A 24,398-nucleotide genomic window follows, 5' to 3' on the forward strand; every position below is an offset into this window, starting at 1 on the left:
TCGGAAGAATTATGACAGTCAACCAATTAAAAGAAGCGGCTTTAAACCGCTTTGCTGAACATGGCTACGAAGGAACCTCGATGGCGCATATTGCCGAAGCAGTCGGCATCAAAAAGCAATCGATCTACGCCCACTTTAAAGGGAAAGACGAATTGTTCCTTCAGGTGTCGAACGACGTAGTAGAAAACGAACTCGCTTCTATTACGGAATTCATCGAACAAAACCAGACTAAACCAATCAAAGAATTTCTGTACGATTTTCTCGTGCACCACAAAATCCGCTACGAACAAAATGCCGATACGAAGTTCTGGCTGCGCAATTCCTTTTTCCCGCCTGGGCATTTGTACGACGAAGTGATGGAAAAAGTCTATCTGTATCTTGATACGCTCGAAGAACAGCTGGAGCCAATTCTGGAAAACGCAATAAAAGAAGGGCAGCTTGATGCATCAATCGATGTAAAGCGGGCGACGGCCGCGTTCCTGGGCGTACTGGACGGGATTTTTGTGGAAATGCTGTACGGCGGACCGGAGCGGCTGACTAAAAGATTGGATGCTTCCTGGCATTTCTATTGGCGCGGGATATCGAAAGTTTAAACAGAGTAACGGAGGAAAAGATATGAATTTGCATTGGATACTCGTCATCGCAGCGGGCATTATTGAAATATTATGGGCGACCGGATTGAAATACGCGAACTCATGGATGGAATGGGTAGGCGTCGCAGTCCTCATTTACATTTCATTCGTCGTACTTTTAAAAGCGCTGGAAAAAGTGCCGGTCGCTACAGCATATGCGGTATTTACAGGCATCGGGACCGCCGGGACGGTCATCGTGGAAATGGTCGTTTTCGGCGAACCGTTCAGCTGGACAAAAGTGTTTTTCATCAGTATGCTGCTGGCAGGCGTTCTCGGACTGAAACTCGTTACTGCAGATCCCGAAAAGAAAGAAGAGGTAATTTAATATGGCTTGGGTATACTTGATATTAGCCGGCTTGTTTGAAGTAGTAGGCGTGATCGGCATGAACCGTGTCGTCAAACACAAAAAGCTCTCCTCCTATGCGATTTTGATCGGTGGATTCATCGTCAGCTTCAGTTTGCTTGGGCAGGCAATGGAAACCTTGCCGATGGGCATTGCGTATGCGGTCTGGACCGGCATTGGAACGGTAGGCGGCACGCTGCTCGGCATGTTTGTTTACGGCGAATCAAAAGACTGGAAGCGCATCGCCTTTATCGCCATGATTGTTGCAGCGGTCGTCGGGCTGCGTTTGACTTCTTAATAAATGCAAAGTGGTCCTGGAACGAATTCCAGGACCACTTTTTTATTGGCCGATTTTCACAATCGGTTTGATGGTCGAGCCATTTTTGGAGTCCTCGAACGCTTCGTTAAGCTGTTCGAACTCATACACTTTAGTCAGCTTGTCAAAAGGGAACATGCCGCGTTTGTAATAAGCGACGAGTTGGGGAATGAAGACTTGCGGAATTGAATCGCCTTCGATGACGCCCATCACCGTTTTGCCTTCCGCCATAATGTCGTTGTGGACATCAAACGTGATTTCCGGTGTCACTCCGACAATGGCACAGGAACCGAGAGGACGCAATGAATGGATGGCTTGTTTCACAACCGGAGGGACACCGGTCGTCTCTACTGCGTAATGTGTGCCGCCGCCCGTAATTTCTTTGATTTCGTTGACGACATCCACAATTTTTCCGTTCAATGTATGCGTAGCACCCAGTTCTTTGGCAAGTTCCAGTCGGTTGTCATGGATGTCGACCGCAATGATGTTGAGGCAGCCGGCAATTTTCGCTGCCATTACCGCACTCAATCCGACAGCCCCGCTGCCAAAGACGGCGATCGACGAACCGAATTCGGGCTTTATGCGGTTCAGTACGGTCCCAGCGCCTGTCTGGATGCCGCAGCCAAGCGGACCAAGCAAAGTCAAATCGACTTCTTTGTCGACTTTCACGACGTTCCGTTCATTCGTCACGGCGAACGTGCCGAAAGACGATTGGCCAAAAAAAGTGGAAACGGCGTGGTCATGGTGATGAATCCGGTTTGTGCCGTCCTGCATCTTGCCGCCGAAATTCAGCTCATTAAAGTTCAGGCAAACCGTAGGATGTCCCGTCAGGCAGTTTTCACAGTGTCCGCAGTAGGCAAATGACAGCACAACATGGTCCCCGGCTTCAATCGAAGTCACTGCTGACCCGACTTTTTCCACAACCCCAGATCCTTCGTGGCCAAGGACCGCGGGGAAAGGAGACAATCCAAGGTCTCTTGCCACGGCATCCGTATGGCAAACCCCTGAAGCGACTATTTTTACAAGCACTTCATGGTCTTTCGGTTCGCCCAGTTCCACTTCCTCAAACTTAAACTCTTCTCCTAACCCATGTGTTACCGCTGCTTGAATCTTCATCGAATCCCTCCTAGTAATTTTTTGTCCAATTAGTAAGATACCCGCTTTTGAGAAGCTTAGTCCTAGATAATGAACCGGTGTAAAATTCGACTTCATAGTAATTAGGTTGGAACTCAGATGAAATTGGGTGTAATTCACGAGGGAGAGGGTGCAATTCAGTATGAAAAGGTTGCAACTCATAAAAAAAGGTAGTAACTCAGGCCGAAACTGCAAAAATACTACTCAAGGAAGAGAATCCAATAAAAAAAGCCCGCAAAAAGCAGGCTGATAACTTATTTCTCTTTCGGCCGAAACGGCCGTTCTTTTTCAATTTTTCTCAAATGTTCCACCAGCAACTCTGCAATATTTTCATCATGCGTTTCATAAAATGATCGCGCACCGACCGGATCTTCGATTTCATTGAACGCATGAAGCCCATCTGGCAGCAGCAAAAAATCCACGCCGATGTAATCGCCGTTTAGCGCCCGTGCAATTTTCAGCACATCTTGTTCCTGTGCCGCGGAAAGCAGGTACTTCTCGGCAGAACCGCCAAGCGAGTAGTTCGCTTTGAACCCATCCACCGAACTCCGCTTTACAGCACCGACCACTTCGTTGCCGATGACATAGGCGCGCACATCCGCCGTATGGTCCACCACCGGCTGAAAAACGAGCGATTCCGACTCAAACGGAATTTCGTCCAAAGATTCCACAATCGCAACTTCCGTCCCGCCGTGCCCGTCCGCTGTCTTCACCACACAAGGAAATGCCTGCGCTTCCCGGTAAGTCGGAATCACTGGCACGCCGAGCAGCTGCATCAGTTGAAAGCTTTGCCATTTGTCATTGGCCACACGGTTCACTTCTGCCCGGTTGACAAGAAACACACCGCGGTCTTCCAAAAAGCGCGCAGCTTCCGGACAGCGCACCCGAAACAGCACAAGCTGGCCTTGAAGAGTCTCCGCTAAACCCAATAAACCCTCTTCTGTCCAATCGTTACACTGCACGAGCCGGAATTCCCCGAACTTCTGCAGCTCCTGGATAAACCCGGCATTGCGCACCGCATCTGCAGTGTCATACAAAACAATCATCGCAAGTCCTCCAATATATAAGCGATCATGGCATCCGCCACGTTGACGCCGGTCACATTCAGGATGTTGCGGATGTGGGCAGCTGCGTTCACTTCGCACACAAGCGGCTCCTCATTCTCACCAAACAACAAATCCACGCCGGCAAAAACGGCGCCAACAGCATCCGCCGCATCGAGTGCCATCTGTTTCTGGATTTCCGTCAACCCGACAGGAGACGCCTTCCCGCCGTTTGTGATATTCGCCCGGAAGTCTGTTTCCGAATGGCGGTACATCGAAGCGACGATTTCGCCGCCAACGATATTGACGCGGATGTCGCGGCCCCGGCTCGAAGCGATAAACTCCTGAAACACAAAATCGATGCCGCGAAGCGCTTCCACTTTTTCGTAAAAAGCTGCTTTATCTTCGATCAAATACACTTTCATGCCGAACGAGCCGTGGCCTTCTTTAATGATCATCGGAAACTTCAATTGTTCGATAATCCGTTCAAAATAGCCGGAGTCCAAAATCGAGAAATTCGGGTAGACTTTCGGCGCTATAATCGTCCGCGGCATAGGGAGTCCCGATGCGGCCAGTTGGATGTACTGCGTGGCTTTATTGTCGCACAGATCAATAATCGCCGGGTCGTTGTAAACCGGCACCCCGCGGCTTTTCAGGAAATACCCAAGAAGGATGTCTTTATCGAGCAGCACCGCAAAATCGGGCAGCGCTGCATCGTTCTCCAGATCCATCAGAATTTCATAATTCTTCATTATACGTGTTTCAACGCCTGCGCGTTGTGCCGCTTCTGCTACCAAATGAGCCTGGTCCGCGAATTTATCCGAAACCAAACTTCCGTTATAGATCACCCAACATGTTGTCATTTCTATTCCACCTTCATGCTATAATTAACTTAAAAAAAGTGTATCACGTTTACCGGGGAAGGAAGGCCGAAATCATGATAAATGGACTCAATTTCTATAAGAACAAGTGGAACATCCAAACAGATGCTTCGATCAAACCAGGTCTTCAAGCCATCACCGCCGCACTTGCGGAATTAAACAATCCTCATCAAAACATCAGCTTTATACATATCGCCGGAACGAATGGCAAAGGTTCGACCGGCGCTTTCCTATCCGCCATCCTGCACAAACACGGATTGACCGTGGGCAATTTCTTTTCGCCGGGAATCGAAGACCTGCACGACCAGATCCAGGTAGACGGCAAAGCGGTGACCGAAGAAGACATGGATCAAGCAATGTCCCGTTTGGCCGATATCAAAACTCCGCTGACCGATTTTGAATTGTTGACAGCTGCAGCGTTTTTGGTTTTTGAACAAAAACAACCGGATATCGCCATTATCGAAGCAGGGATGGGCGGACGGTTCGACAGCACGAACGTCATCAATCCGATACTATCGATCATCACATCGATTTCGTATGAACACACGGCTTTTTTAGGCGACACACTGGAAAATATTGCTTGGCACAAAGCTGGAATTATAAAAAAATGGAAACCGATCATCATCGGTAACTTGCCGGAAGCGGCGGAACGGGTCATCCGGGATGAAGCAGATGCCTTGCATGCCGAACTGATTCAGCCCCAAAAACAAATCAACACCGAATTGAAGCTGAAAGGCCGGCACCAAAAAGAAAATGCCGGCTTGGCGCTCGAAGCGGCGAAAGAAATGCTGCTGTTGAAATTCAACCACAACTTAGCGGAAACGGCACTGGCTTCGGCGTTCATCCCGTTCCGCTTTGAAGAAGTCTATCCGAATCTCATTATGGACGGCGCGCACAACGAAGCAAGCGTCAACGCGCTCGTTGACACCATAAAGGAAGTTTATCCCGATAAAAAAATTCAAATCGTCATGGCGCTGATGAAAGATAAATCATACGCCAACATCCTGCGCCAGCTGGAAACAATCAGCGACCATTTTACGTTCATCGACTTTGACAATGAACGTGCACTGCCTGCCAAAATTTTGTTTGAAGAAAGTAGAAGTAAAATAAAGACAATTATAACTAATTGTGATATATTACCTGTATCAAAAGAAGAGGTAGTGACAATAGTCACGGGCTCGCTTTACTTACTGTCCGCGCTTCGAAACAATCATTTCAACATGTTTAAGAACTACCAAGAACCTGTTGAATGAGAAAGAAAGCTGCAGTTACAGACATACAGGGGGTGAAGAAATGACGCGTATCAGCAAAAACCGCTGGGCTTTATGGATCTTCTGGCTGCTGCTTGTGCCGCCCGGACTATATTTAGTCCATCAGATCTTTCCGACGCCTCAAATAGACCCCTGGCATTTGGCAGCATATGTGCTTTTTTTCGTTCTTACTTGCTTGATGCCAATGAACATCAACGGCGCTTCAACTTATCTCGTTCAATGGGTGACAATCGCCGTCTTTCTGAAATACGGCATCTTTGTTGAAATTCTAATTTCACAATTGATGATGTTAATCGTTATGGTCAGAAGCCGGACCGACGAACCGATGACAATGCGGATTCCGTTTAATTCGATCATGTTTTTCCTGATCTCCTGTTTTTCAGGGTTAGCCTACTTAGGCGCAGGGGGCAAAATCGGTTCCCTTGATTTGCTGCACATTCTGTTTTATGGATTGATCTTCCAGTTGGTGTCTGTTTTCTCCAATCAGATCATTTACTACTCATATGATCGTTTGACGGGCAGCCAGGCGAAATTCTTCTCTATTGATGCCTTATGGGACTTTGCATTGACGCTCATTCTCTTCCCGTATGCCATCGCATTGTATATTTCAGAAGCTTACATCGGCGTTTCGGCGCTGCTCTTACTCGGCATCCCGTTTCTCATCATGACTGCTGTGATGAAACTTTACAACAACACCCAACTGATCAACAATGATTTGCAAAAAGCAGGGGAAATTGGCCATCAGCTAGCGGCAAGGCTGACAGCTGATGAAGTACTTGATCAATTTGTCATTCAAGTATCCGAAATGTTCAATGTTGATTATGCTTATGTGATAGATTACAGAGGTGGAAGTCTATTAATGCTTCGCATGTTTGAACATCAGGAATTTAAACATCGAGAGATTCCGCCACTTCGTTATTACAAAGGGATTGCTGGCCGTGTCATTGTCAACAACGCACCTATCATTTACAACAAAAAAAATGAATGGCAAGATATTGTCACAGGATATATCCCGAACGAGACTGAAAGCATCATGTGTACACCGATTGCCCGGAATAGCAAAATTGAAGGTGTCTTGATGTTGGCATCCAAAAAGAAGTATGCTTTCAAGAGCCATCAGCTAAAAATACTGGATTTTTTAAGCACATATTTTGCTGTGTCACTTGAAAAAGCAGGTTATGTTCAAAAAGCAATTGCCAAAAGTGAACGATGTGGTTTGACAAAGCTTTACAATTATCGTTATTTAGATGAAGCATTAGAGAAAAGTATGGAAAAAGTTAAATCTGGAGCTATAGGAAATTTATCGCTTGTGATGGTGGACATTGATCATTTCAAAGCGATTAATGATGAATATGGCCACCAAAGCGGAAATGATATATTAATGGGTCTTGCTAGAATTTTAGAAGCGGAAGTTGGACAAGAAGGAATTGTTGCCCGCTACGGCGGAGAAGAATTTGTTATCATGTTTGAAAATTATAGCAAAGATCTTACGCTGTTGTTTGCAGAAAATCTCCGTAAGAAAATTGAAATGCATGATTTTCAAATTCAACGCGATTTAGACATGGAACGCAGTATCGAAAACATTCATATTACTTTAAGCATTGGTGTGTCAACAGCACCAGATGATAGCGATGAACCGAACGCCCTTTTGCGCAATGCAGATCGTGCGTTGTATATTGGAGCTAAACAAGCCGGGCGAAATAAAGTTGCAGCTTACTCGAAATAAGACCGTAAAATGAGGGTTAAACCATTTTACGGTCTTTTTTCCTATTATAAATACATGTATTCTCTAATTTATTAGTAAAAAGAATAGATTTTACTGTAAATAAGTGGTGCCAAATTATAAATTTAATGCAATAATAAGCTTATAATAGCAAGTAGGTTAAAAAGGGGTAATAATAGTAAAAAAATGTAAAAATAATGCCATTTGTTTGTGGAGGAGAGGGCTATGAAAAAGGCTTGGAATGAGAAGGGGTTAACTTTAGTTGAAATTTTAGCTGCACTAGTTATTCTTGGCATTTTTTTCATCGGCATCTTAACCATCTTCCCGCAAATGACAGTGTTTAATGCTCGCACTGAAACAAAGCTTGACACCATGAATTTAGCGAAACAAGAGATGGCTTCTATATTAACTGTTTCCAAATGGCAGAAATTACTGGTAACGAGTCCAAACGATCCTACTTCGCTAGAACCTGAGTTTTTAAAGAAAGAAAAAATTAAACTTGAAATGGAGATTTTAGGGTATACCCATGACGCTGCAGCTTCAATTGAGAATTTACCTTATTCAGGAACATCTTTCTCACGATATAAGCGTGAAGGCGAATATCGATATGAAACAGATATCTATCTTCAATGTGACCCCTTTTTAGCACAAGCTTCGTCAGGGACGGGGACCAAAGTGCCTTGTGCTGAAAATGACCGTACCAAATTGTACAAGATTCATTTGAAAGTTTTCAGTAATAAAAATTCTCCTGATGGCAGTTATCGAATGAGTAGTGAAACGTATTCTTATATTCGTTATATAGCAAAGAAACCGCCTGTTGTTACAGGAGGGAGCTAATATGAAGTTAGATCAAAGAGGCATTACATTAGTTGAGCTAATTGCAGCGTTGGCATTAGTGTCTATCATAGCAACAGTAGCTTGGACAGCTTTATCAATCGGCTTTAAACATACAGCAGCAGAAACCACTAAAACCCAATTGCAGCAAGATGCCAATATAATCGTCACAAAGTTGAGCAATGAGCACCGGCGGAGTGATCATTATTACTTTCAAATGGCTGAGGACCATCTGGAAACCAATACATGTACAGAGTTGGATCCTGCCAATATAAATTGTACGGGGTTTGTTCGACTAACGGACAATAACTTTTTGTACAGTGGAACCATCAATGGCGTTAAGTTTGAAGAATGGAATGCGGCAGAAAAAATTGACCCGGAAAAGAAGCATGTAGTTCTGATGTTGAAAGTCGCGGATCCTGTTAAGCCCTCACGATCTGTTGAAGTTCAGACGACTTTAACCAGAATTTTAACCGATTAGGATTAAAGGGGAAATGACAATGAAGTATGTAAAAAACGATAAGGCGTATGCATTGGTTATTGTTCTTTTACTAGTTGTGCTCATATTAGGGATTTCTGCGACTTTTATGTCCGGCACTTTAAGCAACGCGAAGCAGGAAAAAACAGTAGATATTTCCAACCAATCTGTTGCAGCCGCTGAAATGGGCATTCTTTATTACTCGACAGATTTCGAAAGGTCATTGGATTTGATCAAACAGCAAGTGCTGAATCAAACCCGCTTAGAACTCGATAAGATTGTCGCTTGTTTATACGCTACTAATAAAGAAGCATGTGATACGTCGGCCGAAAGAAAGGCGTGGGAACAAAAAATTGATCTTCAAATGAAACAGCTGTATGTGAATAAAGTTTTAACAAAAGTCAATGAATTAATCAAAATCAATGGAACGCAAACTATGCCATTCACTTCTACTTCAACCAATTACGCACCGCAGAAATGGAACTTGCTAAATGTCACGCATACAGCAAGTGACCTTGAAAACATAAGCAGCATACTGGTCGATAAAATCATCCATAATGGCAAATTAGAAGTGAAAGTCGAGGTTAAAGGAGCTGCTGTGAGTTCCACTAAAACTTTGAATTCCTTATTCACCGTTAATATTCCTGATTCATTTTTGAATAAAGGCGAAGTTTATAATGTCGGGCAGGAAATTATTGCAGGCAAAGAAGATGCTAAATATGTTGATATTTTCAAGTCGGTTCCTCCTACACTGTCCTGTGACGCCCTTTTAGAAAAGGTCAAAGCAAATACCGCAATAGCTCCATTTGAATGCAAGATGACAGGAGACGAAAAACTGGCGACATTTATTGCCAAAGTTACAGCAGCTCAAAAAAATCCTATGGATTTTTGGGTGCATGTTGATGACTTTCAAAAAAATGTCTGTTCGTCTAACTGCAACTCAATCGATTTCTTAGGAACTAACGTGGTTGTGAAAGCTACAGATACAGGCGTTTCAAGCAATATGAACAACCTGGTAAACGGTAATTTGATTATTAATGGAACATTAACAACAGGCCAAAACATGAATAACTTAGGTAAAAACATGTCCAAACAAACGATTGTATTAAAAGAACTGTATATCGGTGGGAATATTAAAAATCTTTACTATACCAATTTGATGGTCCTTGGGAACGATTCAGGAAACGATGCGCGTTTACATGTAGTAGGGCAATTTCAAATTGACAATTACACTCACCTTTGTATGGATATAGACAAGATTCGCCAGTCCGATTTGGACCGGCTTGCTTCTACTATAGAAGTGACCAATAGCGGAAGAATTATTTATTATTCCTTTACAGGAAAAACTTTTTCACTTACAGGAGTGGACGCAGCAAATCGAACAGCTTTATATGTGAAGAAAGCGGCCAACTATGGGGAATTTATTAATAACTGCGGAATCGCTATTAAGAGCACACAAACGGTTCCTATTTCGTCGCCTGTCGTTATCGATACCGATTTTGATTTTGAAGTCGATTACTGAGCGAGGAAATTAGTGGAGCATTAGGAGGGATTTTATGATTCAACTATTATTTTTAATTATCATTTCAGCTGTTGTATTATCTATCGCATTCTTCGGATTTAGAGATGTACCACTCACTAGAAGAATGATTCTTGCAGGTGGGGCTCTTGCAGCAGCAACTATAGGAGTATTGATGCAATCCAGTTTTTCATGGTATATGTCATTGCTTGCGATTGTCGCCGTTTCTCTTCTTGCTGCACTGATTTATATCAAGGTACTGGAAAAAGAACAGAAAGAAATAGAAAGAGATGAAGAAGAGCGAAAGGCGCGTCGGAAAGAAATGATTTCGACTGCTTCTTCTTTGCATCCTGCACCAGAACCAACACCTATTAAGAATGAGGTTGCAGATCAAGCCACAAACGTGCGTGAAACCATTCAGGTGACGGAAAAAATTTCAATGCCGGAGCCGGTGAAAATGCCACAAATGGAAAAAGAGCCGGAACGCGTCAAAGAGCTCGTTGGGGCAAAACCGTTCGGCATGCAATCGATTAAATCAGTCGGGAAGGAAGATCAAGGTGAACAATAAAGTATTCGGAATTACCTTTGCACTTGTACTCGCATCAGCATTGTTATTTTTTGGAGTAGCTAATGCGGGGGCAATGGCAGTCGACACATGGATCTTCCCGACGGAAGAATTCGAAGACAATACGTATATCGGAACAACCGATGTGTCGAATTTGGAACATGAGCAAGCCAAACAACTATTTGTGGGCCAAGTGGACTCTTGGCGGACGAGCTCGGAGCTTCTGGTAACTTATCAAGATGCAACAGCGAGCTATCCGCTAGAGAATGCCGAAATTTTATTGGATGAAACCATTGCTCAAGCTCAAAGTGGAACACAAAATAATTTCGTGTTTCAATTGCAACCCGAAACAACTCAAACTTTCTTAGCACAGCAATTTCCGTCTGCCCTGTTTTCGGAGGCAGATATAGAAAACATCACCAATAAATTAGAAACAGCATTAGCTGATGGCCAAACACAAACACGCGTTGCCATCAGCGATGATACGCTGGAAGTTCCGCGTGAAATTGTATCGGAAGCAACGATTACGCATACATTAAAAGATGGGGAAGCAATGGCAGTTGTTAATGCGTTAAACGGGCTCGAGCTTGCGCCAGCCAGTCAATTTTCTTTTTTGGATTTTGTGAATGCTTTAAAGCTTGCGAACATAACCGATGCAGAACTGACAGAAATCGCTTCTTCAATTTATTCGGCAGTGTTGAAAACGAATTTTTCGGTAGATGAACGAAGCATCGGAGCCGAAGCTCCTGCAGCGGTTCCACTTGGCCAAGAAGCAGCCATCAATCGTACACTTGGCATCGATTTTGTATTTACGAACACCAACAACAGCTCATTTACATTAAATCTATCCATGGATAACGGTTCGCTGACAGCGATGCTTACCGGTTATCCGCTGAATTATGAATACGAAATTTTAGCGAGTGGTGAACAAAAAATCAAACCTCGCTTGGTTAAACAATACAGCGCATTTGTGACAAAAGGTTCGACGATCGGAGAAAAAGGGCGTGAAGGGGTTCGGATCAATGTACTTCGTTCCGTTCGGGAAGACGGCAAAGAATTAAAAGTCGATGCAGTTTCGACCGACTTTTACCCGCCGGTACACCGCATTGAAATTTATCCGCTGATCAAAACAGAAACAGCACCGGCAACTGGGACGACTGTGCCGCAGCCCGGCCAACCTGGATTTATTGACGCGAATGGTGACGGCGTCCATGATGTACCCGCCACCCCCGCAACGCCGCTTCCTGGCCAGCCTGGATTTGTAGATGCGAACGGCGATGGAGTTCATGACGCGCCGGTAACAACACCGGTTACCCCCCAGCCTGGTCAACCCGGATTTACTGACGCCAATGGCGACGGTGTCCATGACATGCCAGTACCAACTCCGACAACGCCACTGCCGGGCCAACCAGGATATACCGACTCGAACGGTGACGGTGTCCACGATACGCCTGCAGCTGGTTCGGAAACAGATGATCAGCAAAACGATACACCTGCAAATACCGATAAAGAAAAAGATCCGGTATACGACAAAAGTGGGAAGTTAGTTAATCCTTAATGATTGATAAGGGGGAATCAATTTGGCGAGAACGCGAAAAAGACTGGGTGACATTTTAATCGAGTTGGGGCTTATTACAGAAGCAGACCTTCAAGGTACGTTGGATGCGAAGCAGTCTGACCAAAAATTGGGGGATGCATTGGTTCAACGCGGACTAATTACGGAGCATCAATTGATTGAGACGCTCGAAAAGCAACTTGGCATACCGCACGTCACATTGTTCCAGTACCCATTTGATCCGAACTTGTTCAATGTGGTACCGAAAGAGTTTGCGAAACGAAAATCATTGGTGCCGCTTCGGGCTGAGGGGGATCGTCTGTTTATCGCCATGGCCGACCCGACCGATTTCTTTACCATTGATGATCTTCGTCTGACCACAGGTTTCCAGATCGAACCGGCCATTGCTTCGAAAGAGGACATTTTAAAAACCATTACGAAATATTACGACGAAGAATCGTATGACGCCATGCTCGAAGAAATGCCGCAAGATACGACTCAAGAAGAAGAGCTTGATGACATCGACGGTCCCATTGTCCGCCTAGTCAACCAAATCCTTTCCAATGCCGTCTCATTGAAAGCGAGCGATGTGCACTTTGATCCACAAGAAAATCGGATTTTGGTCCGATACCGCATCGATGGCACTTTGCGCACCGAAAAAGTCTTGCCGAAAACGATGCAGCAAATGGTGACGGCCCGCATCAAGATTTTAGCGAATTTGGACATTACTGAAAACCGGATTCCTCAAGATGGACGCATCAAGACAACCGTTGATCTTCGGGCAGTGGATCTTCGGGTTTCTTCGCTGCCGACAGTATTTGGAGAAAAAATCGTTATGCGGATTTTGGATTTGGGAGCCAACTTGACCGATATTGGCAAGCTTGGCTTCAATGACATCAATATGCAGCGGTTTCTGCGAGAAATCGACAAGCCGAACGGCATCATCTTGATTTCAGGGCCGACGGGTTCAGGCAAGTCGTCCACTTTATATGCCGCACTCAATAAACTCAACAGTGAAGAAGTCAACATCATTACCGTAGAAGACCCGGTGGAGTACCAATTAGAAGGCATCAATCAAATTCAAGTGAATTCGAATGTCGGATTGACTTTTGCTGCCGGATTGCGGTCCATTCTACGGCAGGATCCAGACATCGTCATGGTTGGGGAAATCCGGGACAAAGAAACAGCCGATATTTCGATTCGTGCCTCGCTAACCGGTCACTTAGTATTGAGTACCATCCACACAAACGATTCGATCGCTTCCATCACTCGGTTAATGGATATGGGCATCGAACCGTTCCTGGTCACTGCGTCACTCAATGCGGTCGTAGCCCAGCGTCTGATTCGGCGCGTGTGCCGGGACTGCCGGGAAGCACAACCGGCTACTGTACGAGAACAGGAGATTTTCGCCAAACGCGGATTGACGGTAGATGTCATTGCGCGCGGCAAAGGCTGCCCGAGCTGCAATATGTCCGGCTACCGGGGACGTATGGCAATTCATGAAGTACTGGTCGTCGACGAAGACATCAAGACGATCATTAACCGCGGCGGAACGGCAGCTGAAATTCGTGAAGTGGCCATAAAGAACAAGACCATTTTCCTGATTGACGATGGTTTACTAAAGGTGAAGGAGGGTCTGACAACGACAGAAGAAGTGCTGCGCGTTGCCATGACAGATTAAACCATGAATACAACTCTGAATTATATAGACTCTGTTTTAACTGCAGCCATTGAGATGAAAGTATCGGATGTCCACATGACGACCGGCATTCCGCCGGTTTTCCGGATGCATGGCTCGCTTAAACAATACGGAGAAGAACGATTGATGCCAGAAATGACAAAGGAGATCGCCCGGGAATTGATGCCGGAATCGCTGTGGGAAACCTTCTTGGAAAAAGGCGAGATGGATTATTCATATTCCATTCCCGGCATTTCCCGCTTCCGGGTTAACTCATTCCATCAGCGTGGATCGATTTCCCACGCATTCCGTGCAATTCCCATGAAAATCCCGACCATTGAAGATTTGAATATGCCGGATACGTTGAAGCGGTTGTCAGAAACGCATCAAGGTTTGATCTTGGTGACCGGTCCAACCGGTTCCGGGAAATCGACGACACTGGCAGCGATGATTCGCTATATGAACGAGCATTTAACCAAACACATTATTACTTTAGAAGACCCGATTGAGTATATGCATAGACATGGAACGTCCATCATCGATCAAAGGGAAGTCGGGTTTGACACGAAGTCATTCGCCAATGGCTTGCGCGCGGCTCTCCGTCAAGATCCCGATGTCATCCTTGTTGGGGAAATGCGGGATTTAGAAACCATTACAACGGCCATTACCGCAGCCGAAACAGGCCACTTGGTCATGGGGACGCTCCATACTTCGAGTGCGGCATCTACAGTGGAACGGATCATTGACGTATTTCCTCCAAACCAGCATGCTCAAATACGGACGCAACTTGGCGGAATATTAAAAGCGGTTATTTCCCAACGCTTGCTTCCGACAGCTGATGGAAAAGGGCGAGTTGCCGCCACTGAGATTCTAATCAACAATCCGGCGATTGCCAACTTGATCCGTACGGAGAAAGTGCATCAAATACCAAACGTCATATTAACGAATCGTTCAGCCGGTATGCACATGATGTCGACGTCCGTGCAGGAATTGTTGAAAAAGGGAGTCATTTCTCGTCAAATTGCGCAACCATTCCTGGTAGGTGAAGACTAATATGGCCAGTTTTAAATATGAAGGACGAGACCGGAAAAAAATACGCTCTGGCGTTATTGTAGCGGATAATCGCCGCTCGGCCGTTGAAAAGCTTCGGGACGAAGGGGTCCGTGTCATCGATATACGGGAAGTGCCAACTTCAACGCTTCAAAAAGATATTTCTTTCGGAGCGCCGGTTAAACGCGATCAGTTTATCATGTTCTTACGCCAATTCTCGACCTTGATGCGTGCAGGGGTAACCATAGTGGATGCCGTAAAAATCTTGTCTCAGCAAGTCGAATCAAAAGCATTGCGCAAAACCTTAAGTGAAATAAACGAAGAACTGCGAAAAGGGAATCCCTTGTCCAGTTCTCTCGCCAAATACCCAAAAATCTTTGAACCCCTGACCATTAACTTGGTCCGGGCGGGAGAACTGTCCGGAACAATTGACGAATCGCTCGACCGATTGGCGACCCATTACGACAAGGCGTATCAGACGCGGCAAAAAGTGATTTCGGCGATGTCTTATCCGGTGATTGTTGGCGTTTTGGCAATTGGCGTAATCATTTTCCTGCTGTCATCAATCGTGCCGATGTTTGCGGAGATGTTTGAAGGTATGGGGAACGAACTGCCGCTGCTGACGCAAGTCGTCATGGGAGCGAGTGATTTCGTCAAAGTGTATTGGTACTTGATCGTCTTGGCCGCACTGTTGTTCGCTGGTGCCATCTGGCTGATGAAGCGGAACGAAAAAGGAACGTTGATCTTGGATACGATCATGCTTCGCATCCCGATTTTTGGAAAGATGTTAAAAAAATCGGCATTGGCCCGGATGACACGGACTTTGAGTTCGTTATTTTCGAGTTCCGTGCCGATCCTGCAGGCCATGACGATGACTGAAAAAGTCGTCGGCAACGCCGTCATGTCCAAAGTCATTCTGGCGTCCCGGGATTCCTTGGAACGCGGAGGGTCTTTAACCGAACCGATGAAAAACCATTGGGCATTCCCGCCGCTCATTCCACACATGATTTCGATTGGCGAACAGACCGGTTCACTGGATCATATGCTGGCGAAAGTAGCGGAGTTTTACGAGAAAGAAGTAGAAGCGGAAACCGACCGGTTAAAAGCGCTTATTGAACCATTAATGATTGTGGTTCTTGCCGCTCTAGTTGGGACTATAATCCTATCTATTATGTTGCCGATGTTTGATATGTTCCAAAACGTGGATCAAATGTAGGCATAAATAACAAAAATAATTGAAATAAATTCTAAAAAACATGAAAAATGCTATTGCGCAATTTGTGACTTTGGTTATAATTAAGGTGTACTCAAAGTAGTGCTAAAATGTAAAATACAGGGGGAAAGAAAATGAAGAAATTTCTTCAGAAGAAGTTAAAAGAACAAAAAGGGATGACGTTGATCGAGCTTTTGGCAGTTATCGTTATTATCGCAATTATCGCAGCGATTGCTATTCCAGCAATTGGGAATATTATTGATAATAGTAGAGAGAAAGCAGCGGTATCAGATGCGCAAATGGTATTGTCTGCCGGTAATTTATTCTTTACAGAGAATGGTACGCCAGAAAATGGAACAGCAAACATTGCGGTGGCAGCTGACGGTACAAAATCAGGCACATTAGTTCCTTTTATTGATGATGCTGGTAATATTACTACAGCAACAGTAAAGAAATTAACAGCAGGGAATCAAATTACAGCTACAGTAGTAACAGATCAAGGCACATACCAGTTTAATAATATGACTAATAATGCATTAGCAAATATTACTGATGCTCAGTTAACAGCTGCCTTTACTGCAAAACCTTAAAAATAATTAAACTTATCAGGAGCTGAAAAAATGGCCTTATCGTTTTTATCGAGAAAAGCGCGAGTCGCGACCATAACTATAGAAGAAGACGCGATTCGTCATGTCGATCTGAAATCCCATTCTCCACTTCAACTAAACTGTGCGGAAGAGCTTGCTCTTCCTGCCGGCATCATTGAAGACGGGAAAATAATCGACACAGAAGCGCTGGAAGCGATACTCGATAAGGCTGTCAATCAGTGGGGTCTCTCTAAGAAGTCAGTCCGATTCCTCGCCCCTGACGAATTCGTTATTATCCGCAAAGTACCTTACCCCGAAGATGTTGAACCCGATGAGTTGAAAGGCCATTTCTTCATCGAAATCGGTTCAACGCTTTACTTGCCTTTCGAAGATCCCGTCTTTGAAGTGGTACCCTATCATACCGAAACCGAAGACCCGGAAGTAATCATCATCGCTTCGAAAGAATCGGTCATCCAGGAGTATGAAAATGTTTTGGACCGCGTCAAACTGAAAGCGGTCGTCGCAGACATCACGCCGCTAGCATTATATCGGTTGGCATATCTGCAGCATGACTTTACTGAAGATGAACATGTCATGCTGATTGATTTGCAATCACAAAAAATGACGATTTCCGTATTTCATGAACACTTCCCGCTATTCATGCGGCCGGTTGATTTGGAACTAAGTTCAATAATTTCTGAAGATCCGAACGAGATTTTGGATGTGATTGAAGAGGAGTCCGAAAAGCTTGCGAACTTTTATAGTTTTAATATGAATGGTGGCGACCTCGGCATTACGAAAGTGATTTTTAACGGCGAATCGGCCGATTGGGACGCACTTCAAGCACGATTGGAAGAGCGTTTTTCTTTGCCGGTCTTGCCGGTTGTACTTGATGCTATTCCGTCTGATGATTCGGATGATGTACCCGGACGTTTTAACCGCGCCATCGGTCTTGCGCTGAAAGAGGTGTGATCCATGTTAGTCGATATTAACTTATTGCCGCAGAAAGAGCGGGACCGTCCCGCTTTTCTTATCGCGGCAATTGCGATTTTGTTATTGGCTGTCATCTTATGGGCAGTTTTTGCATTTCTGGCGAGTGCCAACGAAAAAGAAGGTGCTGAACTCGCGGCCCAATCGGTACAAGTTGCAGCTGAACAAACAGCAATCCGTGAGCAGCTGGAAGCGAAGCAAGGCATGAACGAAGAGCAGCAATTGAAAGTGACGGTTGACTGGGCGGAAAGTTATCAATTTGATACTTTGCCTTTGTTAAGTGATTTAGTATCGAAACTACCTGAACGTGGCTTTTTTGATAGCTTTACCTATACAGGCTTGGACCAAGCGGTATTGGTGGTGCAATTCGATACCGCACGGGAAGCAGCGTTTTACTTAGCGCAGTTAAAGACTTCTGAATTGCTGACATCCGCAACTTTGGATTCTGTTGCTCAGGAAGAGTTGGAAGAAACGGAAACGGTGACTGAGGGAGAAACTGCTGTAGTGGTAGAGAAAGATGAAGATGCGGTAATCGAAAATCCCCGTTACCTTGCTACTTATACATTGATTTTCGTCGATGATCGAATTCCGGCAGAAGTGGTCGAAGGCGAAGTGCCTCCAGAGGGCACTGCTGAACAACCTGTAGAGGAAGCGCCTCCAGTCGAAGAAGTGCCAGCAGAAACTCCTGCAACGAAGACACCTGCAGAAGCACCGGCAGATGGAACAACAGAAACACCAGCGACTGATACGGAAGTTAACGTTGACGTCAATGAAGAAACGCCTGTCACTCCAGAAGGAACGGAGGGAACTGGCCAATGAGCAGCTTAACGAAAAGCCAGAAAGAAAAAGCGCTGATTGTTTTAGCGGTTGTTTTTTTACTAGCACTCGGAGCCTATTCTTACTTTATGGTTTATGCACCGGCTAAGGACGCCCGATTGCAGGCGGAACAAACTTTAAGTTCAGAACGCGACGTATTAATTGCGCTTCAGACACAGTTAAAAGATCTTCCGGAAGGTGAAAAAATCAGCACAAGTGAATTGCAGCAAAAAGTGTCGATCGAACCTTTGTCGGAATTGTTGGTGCTGCAAATCGAACAAGCTGAACTGCTTTCAAATTCACTATTGACTGATATTACAATTGTCGAAGAACCAGTGACTTTGCCGGTTCCGGTTGAAGGATTGGAAAATCTCCAGCAAGTGAAAACGACCGTTACGTTTGAAACGGCTGATTACAAAGGCATTACAACGTTTATCAAAGAAATTGAGTCGATGGACCGCATTCTTGTGATAGACTCGATCGACTTCGGAGCGAACGACGAAGTGACGACGTTGGAAGCGGAAAAAGAACTACTCGATGTAATATTGAGCTTTTCCGCATATTTCCGTCCAGACTTGATCGCATTAACTGATACGCTGCCAAAAGTGGATGCGCCGCAACCAGCGGGCAAGATGAATCCTTTGCCGCAAAACGACGGCACGAGTTTAGTGGAAGAAGAAGCAGTAGTTGCTCCTGAAGACGCTGCAGATGTTGACGTTAACGTCGAAGTCAATGTTGAAGCCGACGGCCAGTAAGAAGGAAATACCCAAAGAGAAATCATTGTGATTTCTCTTTTTGCTTTAAAAAATTTCAAACGTGAAGAGGGTTTCTATGTTCATTACCTATACAGCATTCTTTTCAATATTCGGGCTGGTGTTCGGTTCGTTCTATAATGTAGTCGGCTTGCGCGTGCCAAAAAACGAATCGATTGCCTTTCCGCCGTCCCATTGCACGAAATGCGACCGGCAGTTGACGGCTCTTGATTTGGTGCCGGTATTTTCGTATTTGTTCCTGTGGGGGCGCTGCCGTTCGTGCGGCGAAAAGATCCACTGGGTCTACCCGCTGATGGAAGCCATCACTGCAGCGTTGTTTGCCATTTCGTTTTGGCAGTTAGGCTTCCAGCCTGAACTGGTTGTGGCGTTGATCTTTGTTTCGTTGCTCGTCATCATCACGGTGTCGGATATTGCGTATATGTTGATACCGGATAAAGTGTTGCTGCCGGTCGGGATTGTTTTACTTGCATTGCGGTTGTTCATTCCGCTTGATCCATGGTGGGACGCTCTGCTCGGAGCGGCTGCCGGGTTCGGCATTCTGTTGCTGATTGCCATCGTCTCGAAAGGCGGTATGGGCGGCGGCGACATCAAATTGTTTTTCGTTATTGGACTGGTGCTCGGTACAAGTGGTACTTTAATGACTTTATTTTTCGCTTCACTGATTGGAGCGATTGCGGGGATTATTCAGTTGCGCGTCCGCAATCAGGACCGCAAGACACCAGTGCCATTCGGGCCGTCCATTGCACTTGGTGCTGTCATCACCTATTTCTGGGGCGACGCGATGTTGAATTGGTATATGAATTTCTGGGGATGAAGCTGACTGCTTCATCTTTTTTTATTTGCTTAAAATATTTTCCCAAACCGCACAGCCAGGCGATTTCTAATCAGGAAAGTATCCAAATCTCATTTTTGAGATCCCGAAACCCGGGCAAAAATTATTTTTGCGTTTTTGCCTACAATTTTCATCTGCGGCGATTTTCGGTATGATGCTAGAAAAGGGAGGAATTGTTTTATGAGATTTACAGCCAACGCGCCGGTCATCCTGGCGTCTGCATCACCGCGAAGAAAAGAATTGCTGGAAAGCCTCGGCATCGACTTTTCGATTGTGCCGAGCTTAAAAGAAGAGCCGGATCCATCCAAATTCCAGACCGCCATGGGCTATGTCATTGAATGTGCCCTGCTGAAAGCGAAAGACGTGGCGAAAAAGCATCCAGAAGCCGTTGTCATCGGCTCAGATACCGTGGTCGTGCTGGACGGTGAGATCTTGCGCAAGCCACAGAACAAAGAACAGGCTAAAGAATATTTGCGCGAGCTGTCCGGAAAGACGCATGACGTCATCACCGCTGTCACGATTGTGAAAGGCGGCAGCGAACAGACTTTTCAGGAAATCACCGGCGTGACGTTCTATGACTTGCCGGAAGATTGGATCGAAGCCTATACCAGCACCGAAGATCCTTACGACAAAGCAGGCGCGTACGGCATCCAGACCATGTCCGGGTTGTTCGTCCGGAAAATCGACGGCGACTACAACACGGTGGTCGGATTTCCGCTGGCAAGCCTGACGCAGAAGTTGATGCTGTCCGGCTATATTTCATTGGAAGGGAGCTGTGTGCATGCAGATTGAACAGGCGTTGATGATCCGTGATGTCCATGCTGCTGACCGTCCGCGCGAGCGGCTGGTCAGCCAGGGTGCGATGAGCTTGTCGAACCAGGAGCTCATCGCGATCCTGCTCCGTACAGGCACCAAACAGGAATCGGTTTTGCATCTTGCGAACCGGGTGCTTCTTTATTTTGAACAAATCCAAGGATTGAAAGATGCAACGATTGAAGAAATGACATCGATCAAAGGAATTGGCCATGCTAAGGCGGTTCAGCTTCTTGCAGCCGTTGAACTTGGCCGCCGTTTGTCCTCCAAACAAACCGATACGAAATTCACCATCCGTTCCCCGAAAGATGCCGCTTCGTATTTAATGGCGGACATGACTTCGCTCAAACAAGAACATTTTGTCGTATTGTTCCTCAACATCAAAAACCAGGTCATGCACAAGCAAACTATTTTTGTTGGCAGCTTGAATGCCAGCATCGTCCATCCACGCGAAATTTTCCGGGAAGCGGTGCGCCGGTCGTCGGCGTCAATCGTTTGTGCTCATAACCACCCGTCCGGAAATCCGGCGCCGTCACCGGAAGATATCGCCGTGACAAAACGCTTGATGGAAGCGGGAAGTATCATGGGAATTGAACTATTGGACCACATCATCATCGGGGACCATCAGTTTACTTCCTTGAATGAAAAGGGATTTATGTAGGGCTGTTCCTTTCGGTTTTTATCCGCTATAATGAGAGTTATTGTATCGGCACTGCCACTTTTTTTCTATAATGAGATACCGCAATCCGCAGAGCTTATGCGTTCTGCAGGCTGTTTGTTTATCGAATCGGACTTTGCGGCCCCATACAATTCCACCTTTTTTAAAAGGTGGGTTTATTGGCCGTTAAAGAGCGTTAAAGAAGGGGAGAAAAGATGTGTTTGGAATCGGATCCAGAGATGTAGGCATCGATTTAGGTACGGCCAATACATTAGTTTTTATCAAAAATCAAGGCATCGTGCTGCGGGAACCTTCTGTAGTCGCTAAAAATACGAATACGGGCGATATCGTCGCCGTCGGGGAATACGCGCGCAATATGATTGGCCGCACGCCGGCGTCGATCGTAGCAATCCGCCCGATGAAAGACGGCGTCATTTCAGATTTCGATACAACGTCTCTCATGATCCGGCATTATTTGCAGACCGCGCTGAAAACAGCCGGCCGCTCATGGGGCAAACCGAATGTCATGATTTGCGTGCCGTTTGGCATCACGTCCGTCGAAAAGCGGGCCATTAAAAATGCGGCCAGGCAAGCGGGGGCGCGGGAAGCGTTCACGATTGAAGAGCCGCTTGCTGCAGCCATCGGAGCAAATTTGCCGATTTGGGAACCTACTGGCAGTATGGTCGTCGATATTGGTGGCGGAACGACTGAAGTGGCCGTCATTTCGCTTGGCGGCATCGTTGCCAGCCAATCGGTCCGGATTGCCGGCGATACGCTGGACATTGCCATTATCCACTACATTCGCAAAGCTTATAATGTAACGATCGGTGAGCGCACGGCAGAGACGATTAAATGGACAATTGGGTCTGCGCGCACTGTTACAGATGCAGAAAAAAATGTTAAAATGGAAATCCGTGGGCGCGATTTGCTGACGGGCTTTCCGAAAACGATTGAAATCAGTGCTGAAGAAATTGCCGAAGCCGTGAAAGAACCGGTGGCTTCGATACTGGATGCAGTAAAATCTACGCTTGAAATGACGCCGCCGGAACTCTCCGCGGATTTGATTGAGCGTGGCATCGTCTTGACCGGGGGCGGAGCTTTGCTCAAGAACCTGGACAAACTGATTTCAGACGAAACGAATATGCCGGTGATTGTGGCTGAAAATCCGCTCGATTGCGTCGCGATCGGGACTGGGAAAGCGCTCGACCATATAGAAGATTTTCGATACCAGCAATCACATAAATAAGGAGGATTGCCGCAATGTTTCACTTTTTTTCAAACAAGCGGCTTATTTTGCTGCTGCTCGGCGTTATCCTGCTTGTTGCCCTAATTTCTTTTTCGCTTCGCGACCGCGATAATGTGTCGGCGCCGGAGCAAATGATCAAGGATGCCGTCGGAGCTGGCCAGATGGTTTTTTCCGTGCCAGCCCAATTTATCACGGGAATGTTCGATAATATAGACTCTCTTTTGAATACATATGAAGAAAATAAGTATTTGAAATCCCGTCTAGAAGAATTTGCAAGTGTACAGGCAGAAGTGACCGACTTGCGCTCGGAAAATACTGAGTTAAAGACGCTGGTTGATAAAGAAGCCGATTTGCGCAGCTATAACCCGATCCAGGCGCAAGTAGTCGCCCGGAACCCGGATCAATGGGAAGAAAAAATGATTATCAACAAAGGCACAGACGATGGCGTATCAGAAAACATGGCCGTCATGACGGCGCAAGGCCTCATTGGAAAAGTCACCTTGACGACACCCAACACCGCTACGGTAGAATTGATTTCGACCCAGAACCCGAACTACCGGGTTTCCGCCATGGTCATCGGCGGCAAAAAGAATGTCTTCGGCTTGATCGAAGGCTATGACGTGGAACGGCGCGAATTGCTCCTGAAACGGATTGACGCCGACATCAAACTTGAAAAAGGCCAGCAAGTCACTTCCAGCGGGCTCGGCGGCATTTTCCCGAAAGGCATCGTCATCGGCGAAATCACCGAGATTACCATTGATGAGTTTGGTTTGACGCAGCTTGTCTATGTGAAACCCGCTGCCGACTTTACATTGCTGAACCATGTGGTGATCGCAGACCGCGTATTGCCGGAAGTGGACGGGGAAGACAACGGCGTGATCAAGGATGATGAATCATGAAACGGTTCTGGATTCCGCTGATCGGCCTCGCCTTGTTTTATTTGGAGCCGGTGTTTGGCATGTTTTCGCCATTGACGATTGATGGAGACTATTATTACGTCGTACCGCGGTTTTTGATCATGTTTTTGATTTTTGTGTCGATTTTTCACAACACAAAACACGCGATGCTGTACGGATTATTCTTCGGGCTCTTGTATGATGTGTTCTTCATCGATATAATTGGACTATATTCGTTTTTGTATCCTGCACTTTGTGTGGTTGCAGGATACATCGTGAAAAACATCGAACGCAATTTAGTGGTCGCAACGATCATCGCATTGGCACTGACGGTTGTATTTGAATTCGTGCTGTATCAGTTTTTCTCCTTGATTGGGCTGACTTCGATTTCAATCGGCGCTTTTTTGAATATGCGCCTCCTGCCGTCGATGATTGCGAACTTGCTGTTTTTGATCGTGCTTGGCTGGGCATTCCGGTCGGTTATGGTCCGCCGGATGTTCGAACAGAAAAAAAGCCTGACCTTGTCACGGTTTTACAATCAATAAACTCCCG

At 45.8% G+C, this 24,398-nt stretch carries 26 protein-coding genes; 23 read left to right on the forward strand and 3 right to left on the reverse strand.

Annotated features, from left to right (window positions below; translation table 11 throughout):
* The first annotated feature begins 11 nt into the window (after positions 1–11).
* Genes QWY22_RS07705 through QWY22_RS07715 form a run of 3 tightly spaced genes read left to right on the forward strand, consistent with a single transcriptional unit; the run spans position 12 to position 1,273 of the window.
* On the forward strand, positions 12–593 hold the full coding sequence (locus QWY22_RS07705; RefSeq protein WP_300983834.1) for a TetR/AcrR family transcriptional regulator: 582 nt from the start codon (positions 12–14) through the stop codon (positions 591–593).
* Positions 594–615: 22 nt separating this feature from the next.
* Positions 616–957, forward strand: coding sequence for a DMT family transporter (locus QWY22_RS07710; RefSeq protein ID WP_074511325.1), 342 nt, complete (start codon positions 616–618; stop codon positions 955–957).
* Position 958: 1 nt separating this feature from the next.
* A complete protein-coding gene (locus QWY22_RS07715; protein WP_300983835.1) occupies positions 959–1,273 on the forward strand; it encodes a DMT family transporter in 315 nt (104 codons plus the stop codon).
* Positions 1,274–1,315: 42 nt separating this feature from the next.
* Here QWY22_RS07715 and QWY22_RS07720 read toward each other — a convergent pair whose 3' ends face one another.
* From QWY22_RS07720 to QWY22_RS07730, 3 genes are all read right to left on the reverse strand, one after another.
* Complete coding sequence (locus QWY22_RS07720) at positions 1,316–2,407, reverse strand: NAD(P)-dependent alcohol dehydrogenase (protein ID WP_300983836.1); 1,092 nt, start codon at positions 2,405–2,407, stop codon at positions 1,316–1,318.
* A 272-nt stretch (positions 2,408–2,679) separates the two neighbouring features.
* Positions 2,680–3,471, reverse strand: a complete 792-nt coding sequence (locus QWY22_RS07725; protein ID WP_300983837.1) for an ATP-grasp domain-containing protein — start codon at positions 3,469–3,471, stop codon at positions 2,680–2,682.
* Entirely contained in the window at positions 3,468–4,331 is an 864-nt protein-coding gene (locus QWY22_RS07730) for an ATP-grasp domain-containing protein (protein ID WP_300983838.1), read from the reverse strand. The genes QWY22_RS07725 and QWY22_RS07730 overlap by 4 nt, the downstream gene beginning before the upstream one ends.
* A gap of 74 nt (positions 4,332–4,405) precedes the next feature.
* Between QWY22_RS07730 and QWY22_RS07735 the strand changes: the two genes are divergently transcribed.
* From QWY22_RS07735 to mreD, 20 genes are all read left to right on the forward strand, one after another.
* Positions 4,406–5,602: a bifunctional folylpolyglutamate synthase/dihydrofolate synthase gene (locus tag QWY22_RS07735; protein WP_300983839.1), complete on the forward strand. Its 1,197-nt coding sequence runs from the start codon at positions 4,406–4,408 to the stop codon at positions 5,600–5,602.
* Between the two features lie 40 nt (positions 5,603–5,642).
* A complete protein-coding gene (locus QWY22_RS07740; RefSeq protein WP_300983840.1) occupies positions 5,643–7,346 on the forward strand; it encodes a sensor domain-containing diguanylate cyclase in 1,704 nt (567 codons plus the stop codon).
* Between the two features lie 222 nt (positions 7,347–7,568).
* Positions 7,569–8,180, forward strand: coding sequence for a type IV pilus modification PilV family protein (locus tag QWY22_RS07745; protein ID WP_300983841.1), 612 nt, complete (start codon positions 7,569–7,571; stop codon positions 8,178–8,180).
* 1 nt (position 8,181) lies between these two features.
* A complete protein-coding gene (locus QWY22_RS07750) occupies positions 8,182–8,658 on the forward strand; it encodes a PulJ/GspJ family protein (RefSeq protein WP_300983842.1) in 477 nt (158 codons plus the stop codon).
* A 19-nt stretch (positions 8,659–8,677) separates the two neighbouring features.
* Positions 8,678–10,177 carry a hypothetical protein gene (locus QWY22_RS07755; protein ID WP_300983843.1) on the forward strand — a complete coding sequence of 500 codons (1,500 nt, stop codon included), beginning with the start codon at positions 8,678–8,680 and terminating at the stop codon, positions 10,175–10,177.
* Positions 10,178–10,211: 34 nt separating this feature from the next.
* Entirely contained in the window at positions 10,212–10,742 is a 531-nt protein-coding gene (locus tag QWY22_RS07760) for a hypothetical protein (RefSeq protein WP_300983844.1), read from the forward strand.
* The gene (locus QWY22_RS07765) at positions 10,732–12,297 is read left to right on the forward strand and encodes a VanW family protein (RefSeq protein ID WP_300983845.1); all 1,566 of its coding nucleotides are present in this window, start codon (positions 10,732–10,734) and stop codon (positions 12,295–12,297) included. The genes QWY22_RS07760 and QWY22_RS07765 overlap by 11 nt, the downstream gene beginning before the upstream one ends.
* 22 nt (positions 12,298–12,319) lie before the next feature.
* Positions 12,320–13,975 (forward strand): GspE/PulE family protein, encoded by a 1,656-nt coding sequence (locus QWY22_RS07770; RefSeq protein ID WP_300983846.1) that lies wholly within the window; start codon positions 12,320–12,322, stop codon positions 13,973–13,975.
* Between the two features lie 3 nt (positions 13,976–13,978).
* Positions 13,979–15,025, forward strand: a complete 1,047-nt coding sequence (locus QWY22_RS07775) for a type IV pilus twitching motility protein PilT (RefSeq protein WP_300983847.1) — start codon at positions 13,979–13,981, stop codon at positions 15,023–15,025.
* A 1-nt stretch (position 15,026) separates the two neighbouring features.
* On the forward strand, positions 15,027–16,238 hold the full coding sequence (locus tag QWY22_RS07780; RefSeq protein ID WP_300983848.1) for a type II secretion system F family protein: 1,212 nt from the start codon (positions 15,027–15,029) through the stop codon (positions 16,236–16,238).
* 131 nt (positions 16,239–16,369) lie between these two features.
* Positions 16,370–16,825 carry a prepilin-type N-terminal cleavage/methylation domain-containing protein gene (locus QWY22_RS07785; RefSeq protein WP_300983849.1) on the forward strand — a complete coding sequence of 152 codons (456 nt, stop codon included), beginning with the start codon at positions 16,370–16,372 and terminating at the stop codon, positions 16,823–16,825.
* 30 nt (positions 16,826–16,855) lie between these two features.
* Positions 16,856–17,794: a type IV pilus biogenesis protein PilM gene (gene pilM, locus QWY22_RS07790; RefSeq protein WP_300983850.1), complete on the forward strand. Its 939-nt coding sequence runs from the start codon at positions 16,856–16,858 to the stop codon at positions 17,792–17,794.
* Positions 17,795–17,797: 3 nt separating this feature from the next.
* On the forward strand, positions 17,798–18,631 hold the full coding sequence (locus QWY22_RS07795) for a fimbrial assembly protein (protein ID WP_300983851.1): 834 nt from the start codon (positions 17,798–17,800) through the stop codon (positions 18,629–18,631).
* A complete protein-coding gene (locus QWY22_RS07800) occupies positions 18,628–19,383 on the forward strand; it encodes a pilus assembly protein PilO (RefSeq protein WP_300983852.1) in 756 nt (251 codons plus the stop codon). The genes QWY22_RS07795 and QWY22_RS07800 overlap by 4 nt, the downstream gene beginning before the upstream one ends.
* Positions 19,384–19,459: 76 nt before the next feature.
* Complete coding sequence (locus QWY22_RS07805) at positions 19,460–20,215, forward strand: prepilin peptidase (RefSeq protein WP_300983853.1); 756 nt, start codon at positions 19,460–19,462, stop codon at positions 20,213–20,215.
* A gap of 198 nt (positions 20,216–20,413) precedes the next feature.
* Complete coding sequence (locus QWY22_RS07810; RefSeq protein WP_300983854.1) at positions 20,414–21,025, forward strand: Maf family protein; 612 nt, start codon at positions 20,414–20,416, stop codon at positions 21,023–21,025.
* Positions 21,015–21,707, forward strand: a complete 693-nt coding sequence (gene radC / locus QWY22_RS07815; protein ID WP_300983855.1) for a RadC family protein — start codon at positions 21,015–21,017, stop codon at positions 21,705–21,707. The genes QWY22_RS07810 and radC overlap by 11 nt, the downstream gene beginning before the upstream one ends.
* 214 nt (positions 21,708–21,921) lie before the next feature.
* Entirely contained in the window at positions 21,922–22,950 is a 1,029-nt protein-coding gene (locus QWY22_RS07820; RefSeq protein WP_300983856.1) for a rod shape-determining protein, read from the forward strand.
* A gap of 14 nt (positions 22,951–22,964) precedes the next feature.
* Positions 22,965–23,849 carry a rod shape-determining protein MreC gene (gene mreC, locus QWY22_RS07825; RefSeq protein WP_300983857.1) on the forward strand — a complete coding sequence of 295 codons (885 nt, stop codon included), beginning with the start codon at positions 22,965–22,967 and terminating at the stop codon, positions 23,847–23,849.
* A complete protein-coding gene (gene mreD / locus QWY22_RS07830; RefSeq protein WP_300983858.1) occupies positions 23,846–24,391 on the forward strand; it encodes a rod shape-determining protein MreD in 546 nt (181 codons plus the stop codon). The genes mreC and mreD overlap by 4 nt, the downstream gene beginning before the upstream one ends.
* Positions 24,392–24,398: the final 7 nt, after the last annotated feature.

Origin of the sequence: Planococcus liqunii, assembly GCF_030413595.1 — a bacterium.
Classification (GTDB): domain Bacteria; phylum Bacillota; class Bacilli; order Bacillales_A; family Planococcaceae; genus Planococcus; species Planococcus liqunii.